Annotated in this window: 22 protein-coding genes; 5 read left to right on the top strand and 17 right to left on the bottom strand. The window is 44.8% G+C overall.

Going from position 1 to position 26,359, the window contains the following annotated elements; all coding sequences use genetic code 11:
• Positions 1-281: 281 nt before the first annotated feature.
• On the top strand, positions 282-878 hold the full coding sequence (locus tag PUW25_RS12605; protein ID WP_047911789.1) for a hypothetical protein: 597 nt from the start codon (positions 282-284) through the stop codon (positions 876-878).
• A gap of 109 nt (positions 879-987) precedes the next feature.
• Here the strand turns inward: PUW25_RS12605 and PUW25_RS12600 are convergent, their stop codons facing one another.
• The 4 genes from PUW25_RS12600 to PUW25_RS12585 form a co-directional block, all read right to left on the bottom strand.
• On the bottom strand, positions 988-1,890 hold the full coding sequence (locus PUW25_RS12600; RefSeq protein WP_047911788.1) for an SDR family oxidoreductase: 903 nt from the start codon (positions 1,888-1,890) through the stop codon (positions 988-990).
• A 225-nt stretch (positions 1,891-2,115) separates the two neighbouring features.
• Complete coding sequence (locus PUW25_RS12595) at positions 2,116-3,315, bottom strand: TraB/GumN family protein (RefSeq protein WP_047911787.1); 1,200 nt, start codon at positions 3,313-3,315, stop codon at positions 2,116-2,118.
• Positions 3,316-3,535: 220 nt separating this feature from the next.
• Positions 3,536-3,961, bottom strand: a complete 426-nt coding sequence (locus PUW25_RS12590) for a MarR family winged helix-turn-helix transcriptional regulator (protein ID WP_047911786.1) — start codon at positions 3,959-3,961, stop codon at positions 3,536-3,538.
• Positions 3,962-3,995: 34 nt separating this feature from the next.
• Positions 3,996-4,904 (bottom strand): LysR family transcriptional regulator, encoded by a 909-nt coding sequence (locus PUW25_RS12585; RefSeq protein ID WP_047911785.1) that lies wholly within the window; start codon positions 4,902-4,904, stop codon positions 3,996-3,998.
• Between the two features lie 131 nt (positions 4,905-5,035).
• Between PUW25_RS12585 and PUW25_RS12580 the strand changes: the two genes are divergently transcribed.
• Positions 5,036-6,073 (top strand): 2,3-butanediol dehydrogenase, encoded by a 1,038-nt coding sequence (locus tag PUW25_RS12580; protein ID WP_047911784.1) that lies wholly within the window; start codon positions 5,036-5,038, stop codon positions 6,071-6,073.
• A 74-nt stretch (positions 6,074-6,147) separates the two neighbouring features.
• Here the strand turns inward: PUW25_RS12580 and PUW25_RS12575 are convergent, their stop codons facing one another.
• Positions 6,148-8,904, bottom strand: a complete 2,757-nt coding sequence (locus tag PUW25_RS12575) for a DEAD/DEAH box helicase family protein (RefSeq protein ID WP_238546356.1) — start codon at positions 8,902-8,904, stop codon at positions 6,148-6,150.
• A gap of 104 nt (positions 8,905-9,008) precedes the next feature.
• On the opposite strand from PUW25_RS12575, the gene PUW25_RS12570 reads away from it, so the two are divergent.
• Both PUW25_RS12570 and PUW25_RS12565 read left to right on the top strand, forming a co-directional pair.
• Positions 9,009-9,437: an EamA family transporter gene (locus PUW25_RS12570; protein WP_047911783.1), complete on the top strand. Its 429-nt coding sequence runs from the start codon at positions 9,009-9,011 to the stop codon at positions 9,435-9,437.
• 146 nt (positions 9,438-9,583) lie between these two features.
• A complete protein-coding gene (locus tag PUW25_RS12565) occupies positions 9,584-10,384 on the top strand; it encodes a M15 family metallopeptidase (RefSeq protein ID WP_047911782.1) in 801 nt (266 codons plus the stop codon).
• A gap of 111 nt (positions 10,385-10,495) precedes the next feature.
• On the opposite strand, the gene PUW25_RS12560 is transcribed toward PUW25_RS12565, so the two are convergent.
• The 7 genes from PUW25_RS12560 to PUW25_RS12530 form a co-directional block, all read right to left on the bottom strand.
• The gene (locus tag PUW25_RS12560; protein ID WP_047911781.1) at positions 10,496-11,410 is read right to left on the bottom strand and encodes a methyl-accepting chemotaxis protein; all 915 of its coding nucleotides are present in this window, start codon (positions 11,408-11,410) and stop codon (positions 10,496-10,498) included.
• Between the two features lie 161 nt (positions 11,411-11,571).
• Positions 11,572-13,137 (bottom strand): helix-turn-helix domain-containing protein, encoded by a 1,566-nt coding sequence (locus PUW25_RS12555; protein WP_047911780.1) that lies wholly within the window; start codon positions 13,135-13,137, stop codon positions 11,572-11,574.
• A complete protein-coding gene (locus PUW25_RS12550) occupies positions 13,134-14,903 on the bottom strand; it encodes a sensor histidine kinase (RefSeq protein ID WP_274338372.1) in 1,770 nt (589 codons plus the stop codon). The genes PUW25_RS12555 and PUW25_RS12550 overlap by 4 nt, the downstream gene beginning before the upstream one ends.
• 43 nt (positions 14,904-14,946) lie before the next feature.
• Positions 14,947-15,822, bottom strand: coding sequence for a carbohydrate ABC transporter permease (locus tag PUW25_RS12545; RefSeq protein ID WP_152557712.1), 876 nt, complete (start codon positions 15,820-15,822; stop codon positions 14,947-14,949).
• 83 nt (positions 15,823-15,905) lie between these two features.
• The gene (locus PUW25_RS12540; protein WP_047911777.1) at positions 15,906-16,787 is read right to left on the bottom strand and encodes a carbohydrate ABC transporter permease; all 882 of its coding nucleotides are present in this window, start codon (positions 16,785-16,787) and stop codon (positions 15,906-15,908) included.
• A 57-nt stretch (positions 16,788-16,844) separates the two neighbouring features.
• Positions 16,845-18,158 (bottom strand): extracellular solute-binding protein, encoded by a 1,314-nt coding sequence (locus tag PUW25_RS12535; RefSeq protein ID WP_047911776.1) that lies wholly within the window; start codon positions 18,156-18,158, stop codon positions 16,845-16,847.
• Between the two features lie 142 nt (positions 18,159-18,300).
• A complete protein-coding gene (locus tag PUW25_RS12530; protein ID WP_047911775.1) occupies positions 18,301-18,543 on the bottom strand; it encodes a hypothetical protein in 243 nt (80 codons plus the stop codon).
• A 152-nt stretch (positions 18,544-18,695) separates the two neighbouring features.
• Between PUW25_RS12530 and PUW25_RS12525 the strand changes: the two genes are divergently transcribed.
• On the top strand, positions 18,696-19,490 hold the full coding sequence (locus PUW25_RS12525; RefSeq protein WP_047911774.1) for a sulfite exporter TauE/SafE family protein: 795 nt from the start codon (positions 18,696-18,698) through the stop codon (positions 19,488-19,490).
• A gap of 124 nt (positions 19,491-19,614) precedes the next feature.
• On the opposite strand, the gene PUW25_RS12520 is transcribed toward PUW25_RS12525, so the two are convergent.
• From PUW25_RS12520 to PUW25_RS12500, 5 genes are all read right to left on the bottom strand, one after another.
• Positions 19,615-20,334 (bottom strand): hypothetical protein, encoded by a 720-nt coding sequence (locus PUW25_RS12520; protein ID WP_047911773.1) that lies wholly within the window; start codon positions 20,332-20,334, stop codon positions 19,615-19,617.
• 126 nt (positions 20,335-20,460) lie between these two features.
• Entirely contained in the window at positions 20,461-21,933 is a 1,473-nt protein-coding gene (locus PUW25_RS12515; RefSeq protein ID WP_047911772.1) for a protein adenylyltransferase SelO, read from the bottom strand.
• Positions 21,934-22,131: 198 nt separating this feature from the next.
• Positions 22,132-22,482 carry a cupin domain-containing protein gene (locus tag PUW25_RS12510; RefSeq protein ID WP_370510336.1) on the bottom strand — a complete coding sequence of 117 codons (351 nt, stop codon included), beginning with the start codon at positions 22,480-22,482 and terminating at the stop codon, positions 22,132-22,134.
• Positions 22,483-22,493: 11 nt separating this feature from the next.
• On the bottom strand, positions 22,494-23,750 hold the full coding sequence (locus PUW25_RS12505) for a DUF438 domain-containing protein (protein WP_047911770.1): 1,257 nt from the start codon (positions 23,748-23,750) through the stop codon (positions 22,494-22,496).
• A 182-nt stretch (positions 23,751-23,932) separates the two neighbouring features.
• On the bottom strand, positions 23,933-26,329 hold the full coding sequence (locus tag PUW25_RS12500; protein ID WP_274337116.1) for a polyprenyl synthetase family protein: 2,397 nt from the start codon (positions 26,327-26,329) through the stop codon (positions 23,933-23,935).
• Positions 26,330-26,359: the final 30 nt, after the last annotated feature.

Genomic DNA, 26,359 nt, shown 5'->3' with positions numbered 1-26,359 from the left:
ACTTCCACTCCTCATTAACGATATATCGTAATAATATAGCGATATATCGTTAATGTCAAACTAAAATTTGGTTTTTTACGCTGTATTTTTGAGACCACATGCCTATTTTTCAATGTCAGCCTAACTCATTCGCAAGTCCCCTACTCCTTACGGAAATGTGTAAGCAGGATGTTACGAGAACTATTTTAGGATATATGTAAATTATTACCTGTAAATATCATCATAGTTTATGTTAGATTATCCAAGTGTTTAAAAACAACATAGAATGGGAGTTATGAATGATGAAAAAGAACAAAACTTGGTTACTCGCTCTAGCATTAAGTGCAGTATTTACCGCGAGCACGCTTCTTCCTTCTGTTTCTCTTGCAGCAACAGTAGTCGAAGGTACAACAGAGACCAGCGAATCGAGCACGCCAAACCAAACCGATGATTCTGTAATTATCGAGGGCGAAGAGGTTGAATTAACTGCTGATGAGCTGGATTTTGAGAACTATCTCGATCAATTGCTTGCGATTGCACAGTATGAGGAAAAAGCTTTCTCAGCACTACCGAGTACGTTGTACATATCCTCTTCAAACCGTAAATCTTTGTTCCTGAAATTCAACAATACAGTAGTGCCTAACTATACGAAATATGTGTCACAGCTGAAGCAGATCAAGCCGGAAAATGCGGAGCTGCAAAAAATCCATAACAAATTAACTCGAGGAAGCTACAACCAGCTCGAAGGATACCTTCTGTATAAGCGTGCACTATCGAAGTACACCATTAACCGTACACTGCTTACTCAAGGTAATGCCAAGGTGAAGACGGGCCAAGAATTGATTGAGCAGTCCAAGGAAGAATTCGATGAATATGCTGAACAGCTGGGCTATGAATAAGGATGCTCTAAGTTAATTAAATGATCTGGATATACAAAAAGAACGGTGATCTGATGAAGATCCCGTTCTTTTTGTGTAGATATCTATCGTGTTGCAGATATATTTCATCTTATGGTGTAGGTGTTCCACCGTTGGCATTAATCGTCTCACCCGTAATGTAGCTCGATTCCTGACTCGCCAGGAAGACATATGACGAAGCCATTTCAGCAGGCTGGCCCGCACGACCAAGCGGCGTGGTTGAACCAAATTCAGCGAGCTTCTCTGTCGGTTGACCGCCTACAATCTGAAGTGGAGTCCATACCGGTCCAGGCGCTACTACATTTACACGTATCCCTTTGCTCCCAACCTGCTGAGCCAAAGCTTTGCTGAATGTATTAATCGCGGTCTTCGTTGTTGCGTAATCCAACAGTATTGGCGACGGTTTGTAAGCTTGAATGGAGGAAGTGTTAATGATGGAGCTTCCCGGCTTCATATGCTTCACCGCCGCTTTGCACAGCCAGAACATGGAGTATACATTTGTCTTAAATGTCGCGTCAAATTGCTCTGTTGTGAGATCCTCGATCTGCTCCACATATTGCTGCTTACCGGCCACATTCGCCAGGATATCGATACCACCCAGCTCTTTGACGGCACTCTCAATCAGCTTCACGCAGTAGGCTTCATCCTTCAGATCACCAGGGATGGCGACGGCCTTCTGTCCCGCCTCTTCAATGAGCTTCACAACTTCTTTGGCATCGGATTCCTCTTCAGGAAGATAAGACAGCACCACATCTGCCCCTTCGCGTGCATAAGCAATGGCTGCAGCACGTCCAATTCCGCTGTCTGCTCCTGTAACGACGGCTTTACGTCCTTTGAGACGTCCTGTCCCGCGATAGCTGGTCTCTCCGCAATCCGGAACAGGCTCCATCTTCGATTGAATTCCCGGCTCAGGCTGCTTCTGCTTCCACTCTGGTGTAGCCTTCGGATACTGTGTCGTTGGATCCTGCATCATATATTGGTCTTGATTTGTCATGAATAGTACCTCCTTGAGTTACAACACTTAAGATTTAGTAAAGGTCCAGCTCTCTTCTTTGTAACCGAAAATTTTCGTTTTAAAACCAAGTACAGAACGATCCGTGGAAAAAGAGGCATGCCATAAAAAAACCATCCCACCAGAGCTAGCTCCAGTGAAGGATGGTTTCGTAACGATATTCAAGTTCAGGTAGTTATAATTGATGTACTAATAATGACCACTGAGTTATTTGCGAGTTACCGTGTAACCGCGATCCTGCAGAAGCTTCACGATGCCGTCTTCACCTGCATAATGAGCTGCCCCTACGACGATAAAGTAATCTGCTTCATCTTCTGCAGTTAAATATCCTTCAATTTTGTCCGCCATTTTCAAATTACGGTCCACGAGCATGCCCTTATAGTATTCTTCATTCGTCTTCATGCTATCGGTAATTTCGAGCAGTGCCTCTTCGTCACCCAGCTTCCACATTTCCGCCATTTGATCGACAGAATCATCGACCAGATGGAAGTTATCTAGAACAGATTTCAAATTAGTCTCTTGCAGCTCACCTGAGAATCCGCTTAACAGCTCCAGCTGGGACTGATAGGTTTCAAGCTCGATGATAGGCATTTTGCGTTCAATGGCTTTTTGCAGGAAATGCAGATCAATGCCGATCTCCCCTTGATACCCGGCTTCCATGGATTTAAGCTGTGACATCGTTATTTCCACGACCCATGGCTTATAGCCGTCTAACGCATCTTTCTCCAGTCCGTTCTCAACAAGGATTTCGCCAAGCTGCTCATAGGTTTCACTCGAAATATGATCCTTAAGTGTCGTTCCGTCCTGATACATTCCAAGATCCAGCATCATTTTCTGCATAGTTTCATCCTGTGCCTGTGTCAGGTCAATCTCTACTCCCAGATACTCTGAATCCTCAAATGCAATTTCATACGATGGGTCTAACGGATAGAAGCTGTCATCAGCAATATGCATCGAACCTACGAGGTAAACCGTATTGTCACGATTGCTTACCTCCCACAAGAAGCCCTTGCCTCCTGTCGTTAGAATGATCGTACGGGTTGCAGGATCCCATTCTACCTTGTAGCCGATCTGCTCACTAACCACTCGTACAGGAACATATGTTGTACCATTCACAATCTTGGTCTTCGCATTTACCGTGATCTGTTCATTGTCCACAAGTACGGTGATTGTACCTGACTTATCGGATTGAACGAATGTTGCATTAAGTGCTTTGAGCAGATCTCCCTGAGGTGCATATGTAATTCCTTTTTCAATCAATGGCAGTTTGCTCGTAAAATCAATCTCATGTCCATTCACTTCAATATCCGTGTCAGGTGCAGCTGCAGCTGCAGGAACGACGGGAAGCACCAGCATGCTTGCGGATAAGAATAAGGCAATAGTGGATGATCTTCTCTTTCTCTTCATTGTTAGTCTCTCCTCCGAATTCATTTCAAAATGTATGTATTGCTTCAACCTACTTGATAAAGCACTTGTTAAAAGAATTGACTGTGCATGTCAATATACACACTATATACTCTGATATTGGAATTCGTCAACCATATTCTGGATTTTTGATCTTAATAGATTCAGATTAATAAAAAAAGAAGCACAGATCTGCTTCTGTGCTCCCTTTATTTTAAGTGACTTATACATCTTCTCTTGTATTCACAATGTTCTGACGCAGAAGTGGTATTAATTCGAATAACGCTTCCTGCTGCGCTGGATGGATTCCCTCCATAATACGGTGCTCTAAGGCTGTTATTTGCTGTCTGCACTCCAGATAGATGGCTTCACCAGATTCAGTGAGCTCAATTATTTTCTCCCGTTTGTCTTTACCCGGGATCTGACGGACAATGTCGAGCTCCTGCAGTCGATTCACTCTTCTAGTGATCGTCGGTTTCTCCACCTGATAGTATGCTGAAATAGCGATGAGTGTGTCAGGTCCATTGTTTTTCAAATAATAGATTACCTGCCATAAAGAATACGACAGCTCATAAGTGCTCATCAGATCATTGAGCTTCGTAATAATAGGCCGATATAGACCAAGGTAACGCTGAAAAAATCCTTCCATAATTCTCACTCCTGCATCGTTTTTATATCCTAATCTAAAGCTTGGCTCTGTTAAATTCCTGGTCGAACTTCATCATACACAGCTGGTGCAAGAGCGTCATATGATTCTTCTCTGATCGAATCCAGCCTACCTGCATAGAAGGAGTTTCAATAGGCTTGATTTCAATTAAAACGTACTGATCTGATAACCATTTCCGCTGTCCAAAGAAAGAAAAATCATGACCAATCGTGACCGCCATATTTTCCTCAAGCGCCGTTCTAATCGCCTCCCCATTATTGGTTTGGAATAGAATAGGCAGTTCACCATAATTGGCCTGATGATCTGCGAGAAAATCGTCAACAAAAACGTCGTTGAACAGGGCAAATGGATATTTAACCAAATCTTTGGGGTGAATCGATTTATGCTTTGCGATCTCTGAATTTTTGTTTGCACAAATGACAAATTTACCTTGAACGATCGGTTCAAATACAAGTCCTGCAAGGTGTTCGATGTCCTTCTTATACATCGCGATTAGACCCAGCCCGATACGATTCAGCTTGATATCGTCCATTATGAGGTTTGAGGTATTCTCTTCAATATTAATTTGAACCAAGGGATAATCTTGTTTAATCGCCGCAAGACAGCGGACCAGTACAGGCATCACACCGGGGAAGGCAGCGACATTCAGCTCACCACGGATGCGATTACTCTCGAAGCGGGACAGCTCTTTGATTTCGTCAATGGTCTGAATCGCCTCCATCGCTTTGTTCAGTATCCTTCTGCCTTCCACTGTAATTTCAGCTCCCGCATATGAACGCTTAAATAGAGTCAGTCCAAGCTCCTCCTCTAATTTGGAGACGGACTGAGACAGTGCAGATTGAGTGATATGCAGCTGATGGGCAGCAGCCGAGAAAGAACCCGATTTGGCGATTTCAACGATATATTCTAGCTGCTCAATATTCATCTAATGCTCCTTTACTATTAGCTATACTAATAGGGTTATTACAAACATTAATTATATCTTATTATGTAACTCCAGGTATAATCAAATTGTAATCGTTATCAATACTTATGATGGTTAAGGGGATGACACATATGAAAGCAGCTGTATTCTATGATATTAAAGATGTTCGCCTAGAAGAGAGAGAAATTCCTGCAACACCTGCAGGTAAGGTTAAAGTCAAAGTGAAGTTTGCAGGTATATGCGGCAGTGATCTTCATGCTTATCACCATGGGATTGGAGTTCAGACAGGTACTCCTCACCCGATATCCGGTGCAATGGCTCCGCTTACGCTGGGTCATGAATTCTCTGGAGTGATTGAGGAAATCGGTGCAGAAGTCACAGGTTATAACGTCGGGGATCGAGTAGCGATCGAGCCGCTGATTTATTGTGGCGAATGTGAGAATTGCAGAAAAGGAAACTACAATCAGTGTAATCAATTCGGATTTATCGGTCTAAATGCCGATGGAGGGTTCGCTGAATATGTAATCGTCGAGCCTTACATGCTTCATAAACTGAACGATCAGGTATCGTTCGAGGAAGGTGCGCTCGTTGAACCTACGGCAGTCGCTCTACATGCAGTACGTCAAAGCAAGCTGAAGGTAGGTAATAATGTCGCTGTATTCGGAGCTGGACCCATTGGACTCCTTACGATCTTGTCTGCCAAATCCGCAGGAGCTGCGCGAATCTATGCTATCGACGTATCCGATGAACGTTTGGAGCTCGCTGCCTCTATAGGCGCAGTACCGATTAACAGCTTAAAGGACAATCCGGTAGATATCATCAATGATGCAGGAGGGGTTGAAGTTGCTTATGAAGCAGCCGGTGTTCAACCGACCTTCAACAGTGCCCTATCCGTTGTCAAAAAGGGCGGCGAGGTCATGGTCATCGCTGCATTTGCGCAGAATCCGACTGTAGATATGATGCAGCTCATGACTAAGGAAGCAAATATCACGTCTATCCTTGCCTATCGTCATATCTTCCCTGAAGTGATCTCCCTCATTGCTGAAGGAAAACTGGATGTGAAGCCAGTCATCACGAAGAAGATTACACTGGATCAGATCATTGAGGATGGACTTGAGCTATTGGTGAGAGACAAGAGCCAGGCCAAAATATTGGTCGAAATTGTGTAATCCAGTTGTCAATTGTTATTCTAGATTCGAAGACCCTCCGTACAAATGTGCGAAGGGTCTTCTTTGTTTTTGGTTTATCTCCATGCGCTGATCCGTTCTGACTTGTGTACAAACTTGGAGGATAAGGCTTTACTCCGTGCCGTGAGGAGCTGCTTCCGTCCATCGATCGTTCGGGTGTATACGAGCTCGGCCGGACCTATATGCTTCTGCCATAATTCAGCGAATCGTTCCGCATGCTCTTTGCGACGTCCAATTTCATCCGGGACCGGATAATAATCACGCCTTGTCACAAACCATTTGCGGGATTGAGAATAAATGAAGTATTTGGGGCTATCAATCGGTTCTAACAGCTGCTGGAGTGTATTCAGAAATACAGTCTTGTCTTCTGTACTTCCTCCAGTCAGCCAGCACACGATCATCCCTTCCTTCTCCTCTGCTTGAATTCGCTCGATATGCGGCGGCAGCTTCATCTGCTTCATTTCGAATAACACGGTATGGACGATAAGTGCGGTTTCCCGGAAGCTTCGCTCCAGAGAATGGTGTCTCAGCTTCATTTTTATTGCTTTATATAACCACGGACTGGCTATAAGTCCTGAAACGACAATGAGGAGAGATATTCTAAACCAGCCAGGAGCATCCGATGTATACCATGCAGGTGTAAGAACAGCCTCATTGCAGGCCGAGATCGCCATAAATAATGCGAATAGTAGGACTGCTTTTACCGTGTGTTTATACACGACGGGCTTCGGTATCCCCTCAGAAGGAATTTGAAGCTCCTCTGTCATTTGACTATTCAGATCAATCGCTGTATTCCAGCGTTTCTTAAGCTGGTCCCTCTGTCTAGCACGTTTAAGCGTATCTTCATTGTACATTCGAATCTGTTCCGGCTTGAAACTGTCATTCGAATCTAGACCCATCCGCGCTATTCCGGATTCGATGGTGTTGTCTATTACGGATAGGCCCACTAGGGAGCGGAATCTTCTGGAGAGTGAAGCTAAATCCTCTCCGCCTGCCCATGCCTCTGTATCGATGCAAGCCAAATGCCATATGGCGCCTGTCTTCTCCGGATGGCTTCGGTCCGTACGAATGGCACGGCCTCTCATTTGATTGGACAGCATAAAAGTCCCAACATAGGAAGCCATAATAAGCGAATTAATGCTTGGCGCGTCCCATCCTTCTCCTAGCAAGGCGGCTGTACCGATCAGGACCTGAATGTGTCCTTGAGAGAACACCTCTGTAACAATGGCTACAATACCTGATCGATTCGAATCACGTATATCTATGATCACATACTTCGGATCATAGTCGAGAGGCTTATGTGACAAAGTAATGCCTCGTGTTGCTGCCAGCTCCAGCGCATGGTCCGCTGCCTTCAGCGGAAGCACAACCAGAGAGCCGCTAAGAATGCCAATGGGTAAATCGGCCGCAGACGATTCCTGATCTCCAAGTTTCCTTCGAATCATTTCGAAGACGGGAACAACACCGAGCCGATGGAGCGGCTTCTCGTCGCCGCCTTGCTTCGGCATATCCTCCTTGCGAATATAGTCGGTCAGGATGACCATACGCAGCTGTTCACCTAAGACGGAACGTTCAAACTGAAGAATCTCACCAATATTCGTCAGCTTAGATGAGCTCTGGATGAGCATCTTATCCATGGAGGGCGTTGAGCGAAGATACACTTTTCTGCGTTCGAGCATACCCATTCGGCTGAGCCTCCGTTTAAGATCCTTCAGCTGGGGCATTTCCGAATCAATATGCTTGTCCTTGAACAGCACGCCATTCAGCAGCTCTTCCAGCCATTCAAAGGTCAGCTCGGGTGCTTCAGATTCTTTCAGACCCAGTACTTTGACTGCTTCTTTCCATACCGGCTGGTTTGTCGCTCTTAAGAAGATAACCATACTTGAATAATAGCCTGGTGACGTCAAAATGTCCTCGATATGGCTGCTGGAATCCAGGATATAAGGATGATTCACTATGGTCTTTATCATATATTCCGCATGGAGGAGCTCCTGTTTGATAGTGCCTGCTTGGGAGCGAAACTCCTTGATTTTCGCTGATTCCTGCTTCGTTGGCGCAGTAAGGCTGATGTAATCCTGATGCGGACATAGCTCCCCATGCTTCACAAGCTCGGGAACACTGATCTCTTCGTCGATGGGGCCACATAAAGCCATGTAACGCTGCCACTCTCGTGGATTCACATCATAAGGCGGTGTTGCCGTCAGCGATATCTTGGTCGGCTCACTCAGCATGCTGCATAGTTCCATAGCACTTTGCCACCAGGACACTCTTAAATGATGGGCCTCATCAAAAATGATCGTATGTATGGACAAGCTCTTTAACTGTGCGAGTGTAGCTTCTGCTGCAGAACAATCGTCACCATCCACTGTTTCATCTTCAGACTCGAAGCCCTCTTCCCCATTGATTTCAATGATTTCGTTAGTTGAATCCTGCTCCTTATCCTCATTCTTCTCGCTTACCGCACTAAAAAGAGCATGCAGTGCCTGATAAGTTGTAATTGTCACGAATGCCGGTTGTTTAATCGAAGTAGATATCCAGTCAGGAAGTGTTGTTGTACCCAGAAACATCTCCGCAAAACGGCTGGCCCATTGCTGTTTGATGGTTAGTGTTGGAGCTAGGATGATGGTCGGACGGTTAATTCTGAGCATGACTTCCAGACCAAGCACCGTTTTGCCCGATCCAGGGGGTGCCACAAGATGCAGATGCCGGTTCGCCAAATGCTCCTCTAAGCTGCCCAGCACACGCTTCTGATAGCTGCGCCAAGGATAACAGAACGTTATGTCCTGCGGAAAAGATTCCATTTCCTTCTTCATTACTTCTCACCTCGTTTGCGTAGAAAATGGGATATTAGACCATACTAATTATACAGAAAAATGATAGAGTGCAGGAAACTTCTCTAATAAAGGGGGATTATACAATGCCTGTGTGGCTTCTATATTCCATACTGTCTGCCATAACCGCTGCCCTTGTTGCGATCTTTGGCAAGATCGGCCTGGAGAACATCGATTCCAATTCTGCCACCGCTATTCGTTCGGTCATCATGGCGTTATTTTTAGTCGGTGTTATTGCTGTACAAGGGAAGTTCGCTGAAGTTGGCGAAATACTGACACAGAAAAAAGCACTAAGCTTCATCGTCCTTAGTGGAGTGGCTGGAGCCTTATCCTGGTTGTTTTATTTTCTGGCTCTCAAGTACGGCAAGGTGTCCCAGGTGAGTCCAATTGATAAATTTAGCGTTGTGATTGCAGTCATTCTTGCGGTTGTCTTTTTGGGTGAAAAAATATCTTGGCTGAATGGTATAGGGGTCGCACTCATCGCTCTTGGGGCTATTCTTGTTGCAATCAAGTAAATACAGGGCAGGACACATCCACCAATTCTGCGCTTTAGGCTCACAGAATAGGCAGGCGCATCACACTTAAATGATGGCTTGACTATATGCTGTAGTATAATCGCAATTCGGTGTATGGATTAAATCCTAACTTGGAGGTGTAGAGCATGGCTGCATTGGCGGAGCTGAAAGCGAGGTCTGCAGCTTACCTCGTCGGGTTACTGCCTGCTGTGAAGCTTGCAGCGGAGAAGCTGATTGAGCGATGCTATTCAGAAGGTGTGGAAATACGACTTACGGCAGGCTATAGAAGTGCGGCTGAGCAGCAGCGTCTGTATGAGCAAGGCAGAACGAAGCCGGGCCCGATCGTCACGAATGCTAAGCCCGGCCAATCCAATCATAACTACGGGCTTGCCATTGATTTTGTTCTCGTACAGAGCGGCTATAGTATGAGCGTGGATGATGATCATGATGGTATAGCTGACTGGGCGGAGGTCGTTGCTCAAGCGAAGCTGCTCGGGTTCAGCTGGGGCGGTGACTGGATTTCATTTAAAGACTATCCTCACTTCGAGATGATGTTTGGGCTCAGCCTTTCTCAGCTGCAGGCAGGAATAAGGCCGACATGGCAGCAGCAGCAAGCTGTGATAAACCGAATTCAGGGAATGGAGGAATCAGAAGAGATGTCAAAAGTGGAGGAGCTTCTTCAGAAGGACAAAGAAAAGTCAGCAATTATATCTGCGCTTGAACAGCGAATTATTGCACTTGAGCGGAGAGTAAATATATCCTTAAACCAAACGCCCCCGGATGCTTATCACGCAGCACTGCAGGCAGCCAAGGCTGCAGGTGCGATGAGCACATCCAATGACAAAGATCTCTCAGGTCTCAAGACAATTCAAATCCTATACAACATGGGGCTGTTTGAGCCGGAGTTTACCCGATTCATTCAGAGCTTAAAGCAAGCAGGAGAGTAACAATGGCCATCATACCAAGGCACTTCATCATCTTAATCATGCATAATATGAGCTCTTATTCAAAAAAAAGTAAGCAGTGGAGAACGATTTCTCCACTGCTTTTATGCTTCATTACAGTATCTTGGACACATGCTGTGCTTTAAGGTCTAATTGCTCGGAGGATTGAGATAGGGTGCTAAATTCATCCATCGTCACTTGAAGCTGCTGCCGGCTCTGATCTATGTATTCCTGTACTGCTCTGGTTCCATTGGATATATTCATAATTTCATTGGACATTCCTCTAATACTGTCGCGTATTTCGTAGATCGAATCCTGCACCATTAACGATAGATTCTTCACTTCCTTGGCCACGACATCAAATCCTCTGCCGTATTCCCCTGCATGTGCTGCCTCGATCGCTGCGTTAAGGGCAAGAAGCTGTGTCTGTGAGGCGATATCCCGAATCGTTTGAACGATCCCTTGCACCGCATGCGATTGCTGCTTCAGCTGATCCAGTATTTTTAAATTGTCATTTGAGACTTCATCTACCGCAGAAATGCTATTCAGTAGCTCCGAGCTTCTATTTATACCGTGTGCAGCTCTAGCATTCAAGCTGGAGGACATGTCTTGCAGCTCCTCAACGAGTTGAACTATCTCATTTTGACGGTTCGTAATGTTGGTCGCTATTTTGTACACCCCAATGATATTATCTCCTTCATCATAGATAGGCATATAGGTAGCCTCGAGCCACACCGTGTTATTCTGTGCGTCCTTCCGCTCAATCTTGTCTTGGAAGCGATGTCCGTTCAGAATACTAGCCCAGAACGATTCATACTCCGGAGTTGATGCGAAGGAAGAGAAGCAGAACTCATGATGATACATCCCATAGATTTGATCTATAGCATAACCCATCGTTTCGGCAAAACGTTCGTTAACGTAGATGACCCGTCTCTCTAGGTTGAACCCGATGATAGCTAGATTCTGGTTAAAAGCCCGGAGCACCGCCGATGGATCAACAGCACGAATGGGTTCCGATTGTATGTTCATTAATGATAAAGCCTCCGTATATTAATAATATGGCCTCAAAAATAGGATGGAAACCATAAATAGGTATGGAGTTAACCCAATTTAAGAGAATAGTCCTATTACTAATATACTACCGCGCGAAATGTTTGAATCACATTTTGTCGAAATATTTGTTAATTTTATTAAATAGAAGATCGATTCTCTCGATAATCACTTGGAGTTAAGCCATAATGCTTCTTGAACAGTCTGCTGAAATACTTCACATCCTCATAGCCGATTAACAGGGCAATTTCACTAAGTTTGGCAGGTGATACGGATAACAGCTCTTCTGCTTTTTTCATTCTTAGTTCCGTGACAAATTCAACAAAGGATCTTCCCGTCACCTTCTTAAACAGCTCACTAAGATGACCAGGATGCAGATGCAGATGATTCGCTACATGCTGAAGATTCACCTCTCTCAGTGAGACTGATTCCATGAAAGCTTTCGCTCGATCCACATGTGATTCTGGGCCTTGACTGACTTGAGAATGGTAGCTGGACATAATCGCATGAAGATAGCGGAACAACGCTCCTTCCGGAATGAATCCATTCCCATCTGCATTTAAGCTGGACTCGATATGGATCTCCCCGTCGGAGCCGAGCATTCGAAAGGTCCTGTCCATCCATCGATGTGCCGCAGCAGCGGCAGAACGTAAACAAGCTATTGTCGTTTCGAAAGTCCCTTCCGGTTCCATGATCAAATTCTCATATAACTGTGAGGTCCATGCTTTTAGAGCGACAGGATCGTTGTCTAGTAGAATGACACCCAGCTGGTTCTCTTCTACTGGACTGATAATGTTTTTTCCGCCTCTCCGTTGTTCTATGTCGGTGTAATTGATTATCTTATCCGGCAGGAGAGGAAAATACCGCAAAGCACAAACAGCTTTTTCATAGCTTACATGTGCATTTTCTAAGTCAGCTACAGAGCTTCCCGCTGCCAATCGTATCGAGCATTTGAGCAAGCTCTCTGCTCGTTCAAGCAGTCTTGACCATGTTCCGTACCGAGGCAAATTTTGGCCATCATAAGCAGGGGCAAGGCAGACCAAGACTTGTTGATGAATCACGTAAATACAGCCAGGTAGAAGATCTTGAAGTAAATTTCGAAGGGCAAATAATAGAAGTCTTGATGAGTAGTTTGGTCCGTTCCATCCGCTGGCTTCCCATATAAGCACCTTACAGCCTGAACTGAAATGATTAATTGTCTTGTCCCCAGACAAACCGCTTGCTAAGAACTCGATCGTTCCTTCTGTCACTTCCCCATGAATAATCCACTTTACACATTCTCGTTCGAATTCCTCACGGGCCTGCAGTACATCCCTTCCCTTCTCAGCCCAGCGTTCCGTAATCCGGCGTTTAGCCTCAAGAACGGTGCGGATGATATCTTCAGGAGGACTTGTTTTGAGCAAATAATCCGTTACTCCCTGTCGGATGGCGGTTTGAGCATATGAAAAATCATCATACCCGGACAAGATAATCACTTCCAGGTCAGGCTGGATCGTTTTCGCTCGTTCACATAGCTGAAGTCCAGAGATTCCATTCATTCGTATATCGGTCATTAGAATACTCGGACACTCTTGTTCGATTCGCTGAAGAGCTTCTTCTCCAGAAGCAGCAGGCTGAAGCAGCTCGAGACCAAGCTCACACCAGGATATAACTCGGGTTAATCCCTCTCTGATAATTTCTTCATCGTCAACAATGAGTACTCTCATATCGTCTCCTCCATAATCGGCAGTTTAAAAGCAATTCGGGTTCCTCCGCCTTCCCTGCTGTCTATTTCGAGATGAGCTTCTGGACCGTAATGCAGCAGAAGACGCTCGTTCACATTTCTGAGTCCGTAGCTGCCTTCCTTCATATGATCATGTAACGATTCGTCCCTATTTGCAGTTGCTTCTATCATTGTGCGGACGTCTTCTAAACGATGCATTGACATACCAGCCCCGTCATCTAAGATTAGAAAGCTCATCCGATGCTGCTCTTTTCGAACCATGATCAGGATTGAGCCCGGTCCCTCCTTCTTGTTCAGGCCGTGAATCATTGCATTTTCGATCAATGGCTGCAGGAGCAGCTTAAGCATCCATTTATTCTCAAGCTCTGGATCAACCATATATTCGATCTTAAATTTGTCAGGATAACGAATATTCTGCACTCGGACATATTGACGGATGTGGTCTATTTCTTGGGAGACAGGGCAATACTCCTTCCCATGATTCAAGCTTAAACGCAAAAATTGACTCAGCCCCTCTACCATATCAGCAATTCTCTTCTCTTTGGCCATCAGTGAAATCCAGTGAATGGATGCTAACGTATTATATAAAAAATGAGGATTGATCTGCGCTTGAAGCGCATGCATATCGGCTTCTTTTTTACGCGCTTCCTCACGGATCAGATCCTGCTTCAGCTGTTCGATATGTGCTCCGAGCAGGTTATAGCTCTGTCCGAGCTTACCGATCTCATCTTGGGTTGTAACTGTGAAATGGGGGAGCGGCTCGTGAGGATTAATCCGATATAAATGACGTGTAAGAAGCAGCAATGGTCGAGTGATTCTGCGCACAGTCGCCCAGACTAAGCACACGCTGATCAGAACCGATATAGCAACCGCAACAGCGGTAATAGTTAAGATGTAACGGTTCTCCTCACGATATTGGTCATAAGGAATAGAGCCGATCAATGTCCATCCCGTAGAAGGCTCGCGCACGTACATGAACGTCTTCTTCTCTTGCTTCTCTCCGTACACCGCTGACCCATTTGCTCCTTGATCCAGCATCGCTAGAAGTCCTGGATATTGATCTTCGATTCGCATTCCTAATCGGGTCTTGTCAGGAGAAGATAGGATCCCCCCGTTGGGATCAATAAGTTCAATTCTACCGTTACCACTCGCGAACTCTTTTTCAGCAAGCCGATGAGAAATTTCTTTCTCACTCAAGCTGATGGACAGCCATCCAAGATGCTTATAATCATGAATACTTCGAATGGGCCTGGTCAGCGTCATCACATACTGCTCTCCGGCATAGTTCATAATTCGATATACAGGAGACCAATGCTTTTCCCGAATTTCGGTCAATACTCCCTCAGGTATGTCCGCTTCATACCAGTTGGCTGTCGTCAAATCGGCAGAGAAGTGTTCGGGCTGAATCACAATACTTGCGATATAGGATTTGGAGGCGGCAAGATTGGTCATTCTGCCAATAATCTCCTGCCTCTCTTCTTCTTGCTCCTTATCCTGCACCAGATAATCTTGGATATCTCGCTCACCAATTAAATAGATGGACAAGTTGTCTACGTCCTGGAGCATAAAATGTAAGTTTGCTTCCAGTTGTTTTAAATAATCTATCCCCGACAGCGTCGCCTTTTCTTCCGATATGCGAGCCGCTGTATCAAAGGCAAATAAACCAAGCACCACGAGGGGTACAATGATCGAACCAGCAATGAGCACGGACAGCTTGCGCTGCAATGATGATCGTAGCCAGCTCCTCAAGAGATCCCCCTCCTTCATGATGTGGTTATGGTATTAGTATCCGTTAACCCTTGACTGCTCCGGCTGTCATTCCTTTCATCATCTGCTCCTGAAACAGCAGGTAGAGAAGAACCGTTGGAATAATAGACAACGTCATCGCAGCCAGCGTAAGTCCATAATCGGTCTGATAACCGTCGGCAAAATTAGCGATGGCTAATGGCAGTGTTTTGAGCTCAGTTTTATTAATGAACACCAAGGCAAATGAGAAATCATTCCATGCATGTAAAAAGCTAAGGATCGTTACGGTAGACAGAGCGGGCAGTGACATCGGAAGCATGATGCGGAAAAATAACCCCCACAGCCCTGTACCATCCATAAACGCGGCCTCTTCGATATCACGAGGGATACTGGTCAAATATGCAGTAAGTATAAAGATGGCTGTTGGCAGGGCAAAAGCAGTGTAGGGCAGGATCAGAGCCCAGTACGTATTTAATAGAAGCATCTGCTTCATCAGAATAAACAAAGGAACCAATGTGCTGTGTATAGGAATCAGCATGCCGATAACAAAAAATGCAAGCATGATCCCTTTCCATCGAAAGGCAAACCGAGCAAGCACAAAGGAGGCAAGAGCGGATATAAATAAGGTGAGTGCCAAGGAGCCTATCGATACAATCATCGAATTGTTAAAGGCATTTCCAAGATTTGCGCTCTCCCAGGCCACAGTGAAATTTTCCCATTTCCAGACTTCCGGTAATCCAAAGGGTCTGTTATAGAAATCCTCATTGGTCTTGAAGGCACTCGTAACAAGCCATACAAAAGGATACAATGTCACAATTCCATAGAGTAAAAGCACGAACCAAAACAACGCTCTTCCTATCCGACGAAACAAAGTGGAAGCTTGGGAAACGGCAGGTCTTGCACCTGCAATGTTTGGCTGCATGTGTATGCCTCCCTTCAATTCTATTGGCATGAATTTAATTTGCAAATGTATTTTGGCCTATAATCAACTCTGAAAAATGCAAATTACACCGATGACTCTTTTTTTCTCGAAGCGATCCACTGACTTGTTCCAATCAATAAGAGACTGATCAGTACGATCGTAGTCGAAATGGCACTTCCGAACCCGTATCGATAGGTCGTAAAAGTGGAGTTATACATATAGGTTGCCAGTAATTCTGTGGTATGTGCAGGTCCGCCTTTTGTCATGATGTAGACAAGATCAAATGACTTCAAGCTGCCGGATATACACAAGATGACAGCCACCTGCACGGTGTTTTTAATCATGGGCAGGGTAATACTCCATATTTTTCGAATCCCTGTTACTCCGTCAATCTTAGCCGCATCATGAATTTCACCTGGAATGTTCTGAAGCGCCGAGACGAAGATGATTAAATACAATCCGACAAAACTCCAGAGTAATGGCGGAACGAGCGAATAGATCGCAATGGCCGGATCTGACAGCCACTCCATCTTCCAATCCTCCAGCTTTAACGCATCCAGCAGAAAGTTCAAGATACCGATCTGTGGGTGATAGATATACTGCCAGATCATACCAATAACAACTGTAGACAAGACCATAGGTAAGAATACAGCTGAACGTAGAAACTTTTGCAGAAAGCTGCTCTTATGCAGGAGAACGGCCAAGGCCAGCGCCAGTGGAATCTGTCCAAAAACAGAGGCAAGGACAAAGATAATGTTATTTTTCAGTGCCCGCCAAAAAATGGGGTCTTTAAAAATCTCTGCGTAATTCTGAACTCCGATATAGACCGCGTCCCCAATTCCTGACCAGTCAAAAAAACCATAGTACGCTGACCAAATGACCGGTACGAACACAAACAGAGCATAAAGAATTACAGCAGGAGCGAGTCCTATAACAATAAAGCGGCGATTTCGCAATGCATTCATGGCTTTGACACTCCCTTTAAATGAGAATACCCCTCCCCTATCGGGAAGGGGATTATTCTATTTTCCAACGGCTGCAGCCTGGGCATCCTGAATCTTACGGGCAACCTCTTCCGGATTGCCGTTCATCAACAGCTCCTGCAGGCTATTGTCGACCACTTCGGTTGCGGCTGAGCCAAACTTGGAATCATATACAGGCGTAATCTTGACATCCTGCATCAGTTCATACAGTTCTACAAAGAGTGGATGAGCCTTGCTTCGATCCAGTTCAACGTCATAGCTGACGAGCGTGCTGCTCTCAAGCGTTGCTTTTTGACCGTCTGGACCGGCTAATTCATAAAATAGCTCCATAGCTGCTTCTTTGCGTTCGCCTGTCAGCTTTTTGCTAACACCAAGGCCCGTGCCGACGACTCCAGCGGTTACCTGCTCCTGGCCCTTCCCTCCTTCGATTGGGGGCAGTATCGTGATATGCGTATGGTTCAGCACTTCTTCCGGTGCATTATTCACCAGATTAGCCAGGGCCCATCCGCCATTAATGACCATCGCTGCTTTTCCTTGAAAATAGAGCTGCATCATTTGCGTTTCATCGATGCTGTTAAAGCCGTCTTGAAAAGCACCTGAGTCTCCAAGCTTCTTGAGCACATTCAATGCTTCTACAAACTCTGGATCTGTAAATTTTGCACCGCTCTGCTCGATCGCCGATAAGAACCATTCTGTTCCTGTAATCCGGTCGGCAAGTGTGCTGAATAGTGTAGATTGAACAACCCAGTTAGCTTTGTTTCCAAGTGCAATTGGAATGACATCCTTTTCATTAAATGTCTGAATCGCGGACTCCAGTTCCGCCCAAGTGGTGGGGACCTTAACCCCGTGCTCTTTGAACAAGGCTTCGTTGTAATAGATAAAAGAGCTTGGCGCAAGGTTCATCGGTACAGAGTAGATATTCCCATCCACGGTATAGCCTTCAAGTGCATTGGGAATGAACTTATCCTTCCACTCCGGATTTTGGTCAAGTTCTTCGTTAATAGGTTGAAGCAGATCCCCTTTAACAAATTCCTTGGTCATGGCATCCGGCCACATGACGAAAAGATCAGGCATTTCATCAGCGGCAGCTACCGTACGGAGTCTTGTACGCAGCCCATCGGATGGCAGTCCTTCATCAATCACTTCAATGTTGGGATGATCAGATCTAAATTGCTCAATAATACCTCGCATCGCTACAGCTTTGGCATCCTGACCTGTCCAGTTGTGCCATATGGTGATGGACACCTTCTCTGAATCTTCGTTATTGCCACTCGTGCCACTTCCTCCGCCGCATCCTGCAGCAATGACCGAGATAAGCAAGCACAAGCTAAGGACAATACTCCATTTCTTCATGTATGTCTAACCCCCTTAAATATGTTAAGTCTCATTCTAATAGAAGCGCTTACACCTGATAAGGAGAATAACATCGGTAAGAAGGTAGAAAAATAACGGATAAAAATAAACCGCGATGATCGCGGTTATAGTCAATTCTTTCTTAGAGGAGTTTGAACCGCACTTCGGGATTGATCCTTCTTGTGAGCTCATCCAGCTCCGGTGAAGCATACCAATCCTGCTCAAATAAACTCTGACCGTATTTAACGGTATGGATTACCGTCCTGCAATATGAGCTTCCGTCCATAGAACAGTTTAAACGGAATTTGCTCTCGCCATTGTCCATCTGATCAAATTTCGTATAGACTCCATATGCTTGAGCTTCAATTTCGGTAATTTCTTTCAAATATATTCATCTCATTTCACTTATGTAATTTCTTTTATTTTTCTTAGTCGAAAGTATTTCTGCCTATATACATATGTGACTGGATTATGGAGCAAGGTTTGTAATTCATGTACAATAAGGGTTGGCTAATTCACACGGAAGAAGGTTTACATATGATTGAGATTGTCGTACTGCTCCTTGTCGGAGTATTGTCTTCATTATGCGGAGCGGTCGTTGGACTGGGCGGAGGGTTTATCATTGTTCCTTTTCTTGCCTTCGCTTATGATATGCCTGTCTCGGAGATTGTCGGTACATCGCTAGCTGTATTAGTGTTCGGATCACTATCCAGCACAATTGCTTATGTGAAGCAGAGAAGAATTGATATGAAGAGTGGCACATTATTCGCGGTCGCCATGATCCCTGGTTCTGTTCTCGGTGCCTTTACGGCCAATATTGTGAGTAATCGGGGATTTTTCGTGGCACTGGGTGTTTTTCTACTATGCATGGCGCTATTTCTACTGAAAAAGCCGCAAAAATCACAAAATTCATTACTGAAGCCTACGGTTACTCGAGCATTCAGTGATGCGAGTGGAACAACACATACCTATTCATTCAATCTAAAGGCAGGCGTCTCCATTGCACTGGTTGTCGGATTCATATCCAGCTTCTTCGGCATCGGGGGAGGCTCTGTCATGGTACCGACGATGGTCATGCTGCTCTCGTTCCCAGCACATATCGCTGCCGCCACTTCCAGCTTATCGATCCTGATCTCTGCAACGTCAGGAAGTATTGCGCACCTAGCCTTAGGACATATCGATTTCATGAAACTATTGTGGCTGGCCGCAGGTTCTCTCATCGGCAGTCAGCTTGGAGCAAGAATTGCATCGAAGCTGCCAGGAGGAGTCATTCTGCGCTTCCTGTCCATTGCACTGATCTTCGTAGCGATACGGTTAATGTTCAAGAGCTAACTACTGGGTAGCTAAGTTAAACACAAAAATATAGGTTGGAATGCTCCAACCTATATATTTAAAACATCATGTTTTGAAGGAAAATCACTCATTTTAGTACCTGCTGTATTCGATCTCACAAGCATCATTTCTTAATTGCTCTATAATTGTTAAATATGTAAGAGTTGATCTCGTCTGACTTGTTATCATGATCTACCATCTCAAGCTCCGATTCAATTTGTGCATTTCTATGTATCGCTAATTGACCGATCATTAAGGACTTGAGTGTCTGTTTCGCAGATTTCGTAACTTCTTGCAGTTCAGCTAGATAGAGTGGCTGCTCTCCGCTATGCTTGATATGCTGAACAACGGCTTGAAGCTGCAGATCCTCTCCAAGATGAAGGGTAACCCGATCATTTCTTTGAAGTCCAAGAACGGATCCTGCGGCAAACAAGATCTCGCTCATGCTCAAATTTTTCACTTCACCTATAGAGTCAGTTTCATTGCTCAGCGATCCAGCATCTGCTGACTTAAGTTCTCTTTCAATAATACAAGTTAGCTGATGTACCGGCAGCAGTACTTCTTTGCGACGCTGGAAGAATCTTTTCTGAACCGGCGGAGGAAGAATACATAATATATGTTTTCGATAAAGGCCGATAGGATAGGTATCAAAGGTAATCAATCCTTCTGCATAAATGGTGATGCCTATGGATTCCCCGAGAGAGATCCTCTTGTTCTCATTTAGTGCAATTTCAAACACATCTCCATCAATATATGTAATACGTCCTCCGAATGTATGATCCCGCGTCCGAATCATCACCATACTCTCCAATAGAACAAACTCACTGATCTTGTCTATTAACATTGTTTACCCATCCTCTCGCGATCAGGACATAAAAAAGCACACATTTACCAATTAGGTGAAATGCATGCTCCTCATTGATTCTATATATATCGGCATTTTGAATCCATTCGTGAAATAATTCTAAATTTAAGTCCCGCAAAAGGTTTGATAAGCACAATCCTTCGGAGGCAGTATGGCATATTCCTCTTGTTCCTTGGAATAGGCATACGGATCAGCTAGAACCTCCAATAACTGCTCCATCACGGACAGATCTTCATCCTCTACGGCGGCTTCCAGCGCTTCCTCTACTCTATGGTTCCGAGGGATTACGGCAGGATTATTTCTCTTCATTAATGCTTGAGTCTCATTCTTGCTCTCTTCTTGCCGCTCTAGACGCTTCTGCCATTTGGAATGCCATTCCTTATACTCTTGCGTATCAAACATGACTTGACCAGCCAGTTGATTCAAAGTCAATGCACGGAAGGTATTCGTATAATCCGCCTGATGCTCTTGCATCATTTCCAGCAGTTCAGCTATTAAAGCCTCATCTTCTGGTTCTTCATTAAATATACCGAGCTTAGATCGTAGACCCGACAACCAGTTCTGATGAAATAAGCTGAAATATTCCGATAATGTCTCTTCGGCCATCTTCACGGCTGCAGCTTCATCCTCGTGCAGGAGGGGGAGCAGCGTTTCAGCAAAACGTGCCAAGTTCCAAGCTCCGATCTGAGGCTGATTGCCATATGCATAGCGGCCCTCTCGATCGATGGAGCTGAATACGGTTGCCGTGTCATATGTATCCATAAAGGCACACGGACCGTAATCGATCGTAATTCCGCTCAGGGCCATATTGTCCGTATTCATAACCCCGTGAATAAAGCCGACCAACTGCCATTTGGCGATGAGTGATGCTTGTTGTTCCACCACTTTCTTCAGGAGATTCAAATATCGTCCTTCATCCTGCTCTACATCAGCATAATGCCTAATTAAAGTATAATCAGCCAGTGCTCGCAGATCCTCTATACTCCCCCAATTTCTCACAAATTGGAAGGTTCCGACACGAAGATGACTATCTGCAACACGGGTGAGTACTGCGCCAGGCAGCACGCTCTCACGATACACAGGTTCACCGGTTGCGACAACGCCAAGACTGCGTGTTGTGGCTATTCCAAGCCCGTGCATAGCTTCACTAATAATGTATTCTCGCAGCATCGGTCCGAGCGCCGCTCTGCCATCACCGCCTCTGGAGAAGGGCGTTCTTCCCGCTCCTTTTAGCTGAATGTCTAAACGCTCACCGTCTGGTGTCAATTGTTCTCCTAACAGAATGGCTCGGCCGTCCCCAAGCATGTTGAAGTGCCCGAATTGATGTCCAGCATACGCCTGAGCGATGGGTAAAGCTCCCTCGGGGAGGATATTGCCTGCGAGAATGGCTGCGCCTTCCTCACTGTTTAACAAATCTGGATTTAACCCCAGTGACTTCGCCAGCGGTTTGTTTAATATAACAATGCTTGGAGCTTTAACTTTAGAAGGTTCTGTAGGTTTATATAGCAGATTCGGCAGTCGGGAATAGCTCTGATCAAAGTTCCAGCCTGCATCCTTGCTTGCATTCATATTTGTCATCTTGTCACCTATATTCTCATCAAAATGAAAACACCACTTCTGTATTGTTTACGGCAAAGTCAAACTTATCCGCAAGTGCATCTCGCATTGAACTGTATCAAAGCTCAAATGCTTACTCCTAAGTTTACCAAAAAACATGCAGAAAGTCCTTTAGATCCAAAAGTGTTATTTTACATTTTAAATTCAGAAAGAAACCCGTTAGATATTGAAACCATATTGTTCATCCGGGATTTTGGTAAGGACGACATACAAGCTAGAGTAGGACTCTGCACCGTTTTGAAATGACAGCATCTCTTCTCCATCGATGTGGATCACATCACCCGATTTTACCAACACGTCAGCTCCATCACTTGTGATGACACCTTCTCCATTCAGCACCAAAATGTAGACGTTCGCATTCGGATGCCGATGAGCTGGCAGCTCTGCACCAGGACTGAAGTTCAGTAAGAAGATAACATTTTCTTTCTCCTTGTTAATGATCCGTTTTGTAAATTTATGCTCCTGATATTCTTGATATTGCTTCAGGTTTGTTCTAATCAACTTCGCCACACTCCTCATAATTAAGATAAGATCCGCTTTGATCCTGTAAGCTCTTGAATTGGTTTAATATTTTGCGTGAATTCGAGCGTTCCCAGATAGGTACCTTCTTCATCCCTTACTGCGAAATATCGAATATATACAAATTTGTCTTTGACCGGTATCCAGAAATCTTCAACATCCTTATTCCCTGCTTTGAAATCATCCAATAGTTGGTTCACTACATGCACACTTTGCGGGGGATGGCAATTTTGAACCGTTCGGCCGATCACTGCTTTGGTGCGCGCAAAAATCCGTTCTTTACCGTGTGAGAAATATCGGACGATATCATTCTCATCAATAAAAGTCAGATCCACAGGCAGATGATTCATCAGTGCTTCCATCTGTTTTACGGATAACACACCTGTACTCATTCGAACATAACCTTCTTGTAACGTCTCATGCTCGCCTTCCATGCTTGCTGCTCCGGGTTCAGTCGCCCTTTCAGGAATCCACTTACGATCTGGTACAATCAGGCAATAACCGATTTCATCACTTTGTGCTGCGATCTGAAGCCATTCATCCTCTGTTAATTTGTCTAAGGCCATCGGCAGTAATATATGTTCTTCCTTATAGATCATCTCGGTAACTTCTTTCATGACTCGTTCGGCGAGACCTAAGAACATCTCCGTATTGCCATCGAAATCTGTTAATTTGGCTTTGAGTTCTTTAATCCCAATTCGAATGCCATCATCAACAGCCCACATCACCTTAGTGGGTCCGTATATCGCATATTTCTCTAAAAAAGGAAAGAGCAAATTCTCTTTCCGGCTGTAATGCTTGTCGACATCATACAGGAGACTAAGATCCTCTAGCAATTTGAGACGATTGCTTTCATACTGATCTTTGAGAAAATGATCCAGATGCAGCGCAATATTAAAATTAACCAGCTGATCGATTTCTCGATTTTCCATTTTGAAGGTATGCACGGGATGCCCTGGCTGCTCCTCTGGAGAGCTAGGTCTGTGAATATCTTGGATTGAACCTTTAAATACGGCGGCATGTACACTGCATAAACGTTGTACTTCGCTGACCGGAATGCCTTCCTCCTCCATGAGCACCCGCTCAAGCTCTGATATTTCACTAACTGAAATTTCTCCAACAGCCGAATTAAATCTTGCCTTTACCTCCTCGGCACTCTTCCCATGATGCAGATCCAAAATGATTTCTCTCAGCATACTTATCCGCTTAGAATGGCCGACAGCTTCTTTGATCTCACGATTGTTAATCAATTCACTCATATCTCTCACTCCTATACAAGTTTCCTAATGAATCTAATCTCAAATTATCATTAGCCAAGATGATTCCTTGTGATTACAATCACAAGGAATGAGGCATCATTTTGAATAATAAAAAAAGAGCCGGCGTTTATTCGCCGACCCTGCTGTTAAGTTCTATACAGCTTCGTTCTTGTATTTCTAATTTAATTGTTCCGATTAATAATGTAGTCGAGCAAATGCTTCAGAAAATCTGTCTTCTTCGGCATCTCATTAAGAGCTTCAATAGCGTTGCAATAATGGTCCCACATCATCTTGCTGGCACCTTCCTTACCTAGCACAGTGACAAAGGTGGAGTTATTATTCTCAACATCCTGTTGGATCGGCTTTCCTAGTGCCTCTACATCCCCTTCGACGTCAAGCAGATCATCCTTAATCTGAAAGGCAATACCTGCATGGTAAGCGTATTTTTTGAGCAGATTCACTTCAGCTTCATTCGCCTTAGCAAGAATTGCCGGCATCACCAAGGAGGCTTCAAATCCAATCCCTGTTTTGTAGAAACAGATCATATCAAGCTCCGCAAGTGTCAGCGGCTTCCCCTTGGAATTCAAGTCCATCGCTTGCCCCATACAGATTTCCCCTGCCTTTTGGGAGGAGTACTGAATCAGGGAGAGCACCGAAGCTGGATCGAATTGATGCAGGGAGGTTTGCTCCTCTGTGGCTTTTTGAATTAGGAACAGACCGGTTAACTCTGCTGTAGCGCTGCTGTGCACCTCATGCAGTGTAGCCCGCCCTCTGCGGGTAGCCGCATTATCCTGTGATGGAAGATCGTCGAAGATCAAGGAAGCCGTATGCATATACTCCAGCGATCGAAGGAGCGGGACAAGGGAAGGATACTCCAGACCATATTCATTAACACCCATAACCCAGGCTAGCAGCGGGCGCAGACGCTTGCCTCCTCCTTCAAGACTGTAGTTGGCAGCATCGATGAGCGGCTCCTTCATCGGAGAGATGTGTTCAGGCTTCGTGATCTCAAGCACACGATTAATTTCGTTCTGAGCTGAGTTTAGCGTCTCTAGAAACTTTTCTTTCTCGGATTGATCATGCTTCATCACGCTCAGCATCTCATCTCGCAGCAATTTGTCGAAGAAGTCAACGTCTTCTGCTTTGTCCACCATGTACTGAATGAGCTGGTTAAACTCCGGATGCCCGGAAGAAAAAATCTGCATGATTTCATTGTATTTTTGTTGACCGACACGCTTCTTGCAGCGCTTCAAACCATTAATGGCCCGATCTAATATCACTTCTCTCGTCTTCGGATCAGACTTGTATACATTGTGAATCAGGTTCGAGATCACCGCCCAGTATAACTCAAAAGGGTTAACCAAATCTGTTCTATGATCCCGGTGTGTTAGATAGTACGTATATGGCGTAACCGCTCCATCCTCTAAGTCTTCGAACATATCCGCGAAATCATCCGCCAGCTGATTGTAGATCCCATAGTAAAAGGTTCGATAATCAAATCCTTCATCCTCAGGAGCACTGATGACGGAACGAACAATGAGCCGGGACGAGGAAGATTTGAGAATGACAGGTAGGTACAGCTCTTCATTGGTGTAGCTTGTGTACTCAAGGCTTTTTACACGGTCAATGTCCTGAGACTCAAAGAACACATAGGATTGCTCAAAAAAAGTATTTATCGACTCAGGCCGTTGATAATTTTTAATATAATCAAATGCTTCCTTAAGCTCAGAATGAATAAATTCAATGAGTTTTGCATTAGCTCCTGACCATTCTTGTATATGTAGTGCAGGGACTTTTCCTGTAAGCAGTGCCGTTCGAATAAAATGAGCGTACCTCTCCTTCTCCTGTATGCTTAACGTCTCGGAATCGAGCAGATCGTCAATGTAAGGATAAGTCAGGCCATAGGAATATCCGAGTCTTAATGCTTCATCAATTCTCCTTGCCCGTTCTGCAGGCAGTGTATCGCCCTCCATATCATCCAGAACGTGCATCACAACGCCAAATATAATCTTAATCAGCTTGCGCTGAGCTTGCTCTGCATTCATCTGCTCAGGGATGTGGGAGGAGACGCTGCTGAGCTTATTCATCACCCAAATAGCTGCCGGCTCAACCCCTTCCTTCTGAGCCCACCGATAAAAAGATGCCAAGCTCACGAAATCCGGTTGTGAATTTCCCTTCTCCTGACTATTCTTCGGTTCAATCAAATGACGTTTAATCGTGGTCACCATCTGCTGCACCTTATGCTCGGTATCCGGAGAATCCAGATATTTGCCCATATCTCTTAAGTAAAAATAAGATACACTGCGATTTAAATAATCGTCTAATTTACCCGTTATATTCAAGTAAGATAGGTATTTATGATAATTGCTGGCATCCATCTTCTGATTGCTCTGCGAAAAAAAAGACCATATCGAACGTCGATGAATATGCTTCTTCTTCCACACTTTGAAATCATCCGTCAGCGCAGATACATAACTCTTATCGGATACTTGCTGCTGTAGAAGTTCAAAATACGCTGCCGCCTTCTGTTCGGACTGCAGGTACCATGTCTCTGCTTGATCTGTATATTGCTTAATCATTTCGTTGTCTAACCTCAGTTTCTGTATTGT

This window comes from Paenibacillus urinalis, assembly GCF_028747985.1.
GTDB lineage: Bacteria > Bacillota > Bacilli > Paenibacillales > Paenibacillaceae > Paenibacillus > Paenibacillus urinalis.
Note: the sequence above shows the minus strand (reverse complement) of the source record. Positions and strands in the feature narration are given on the sequence as shown.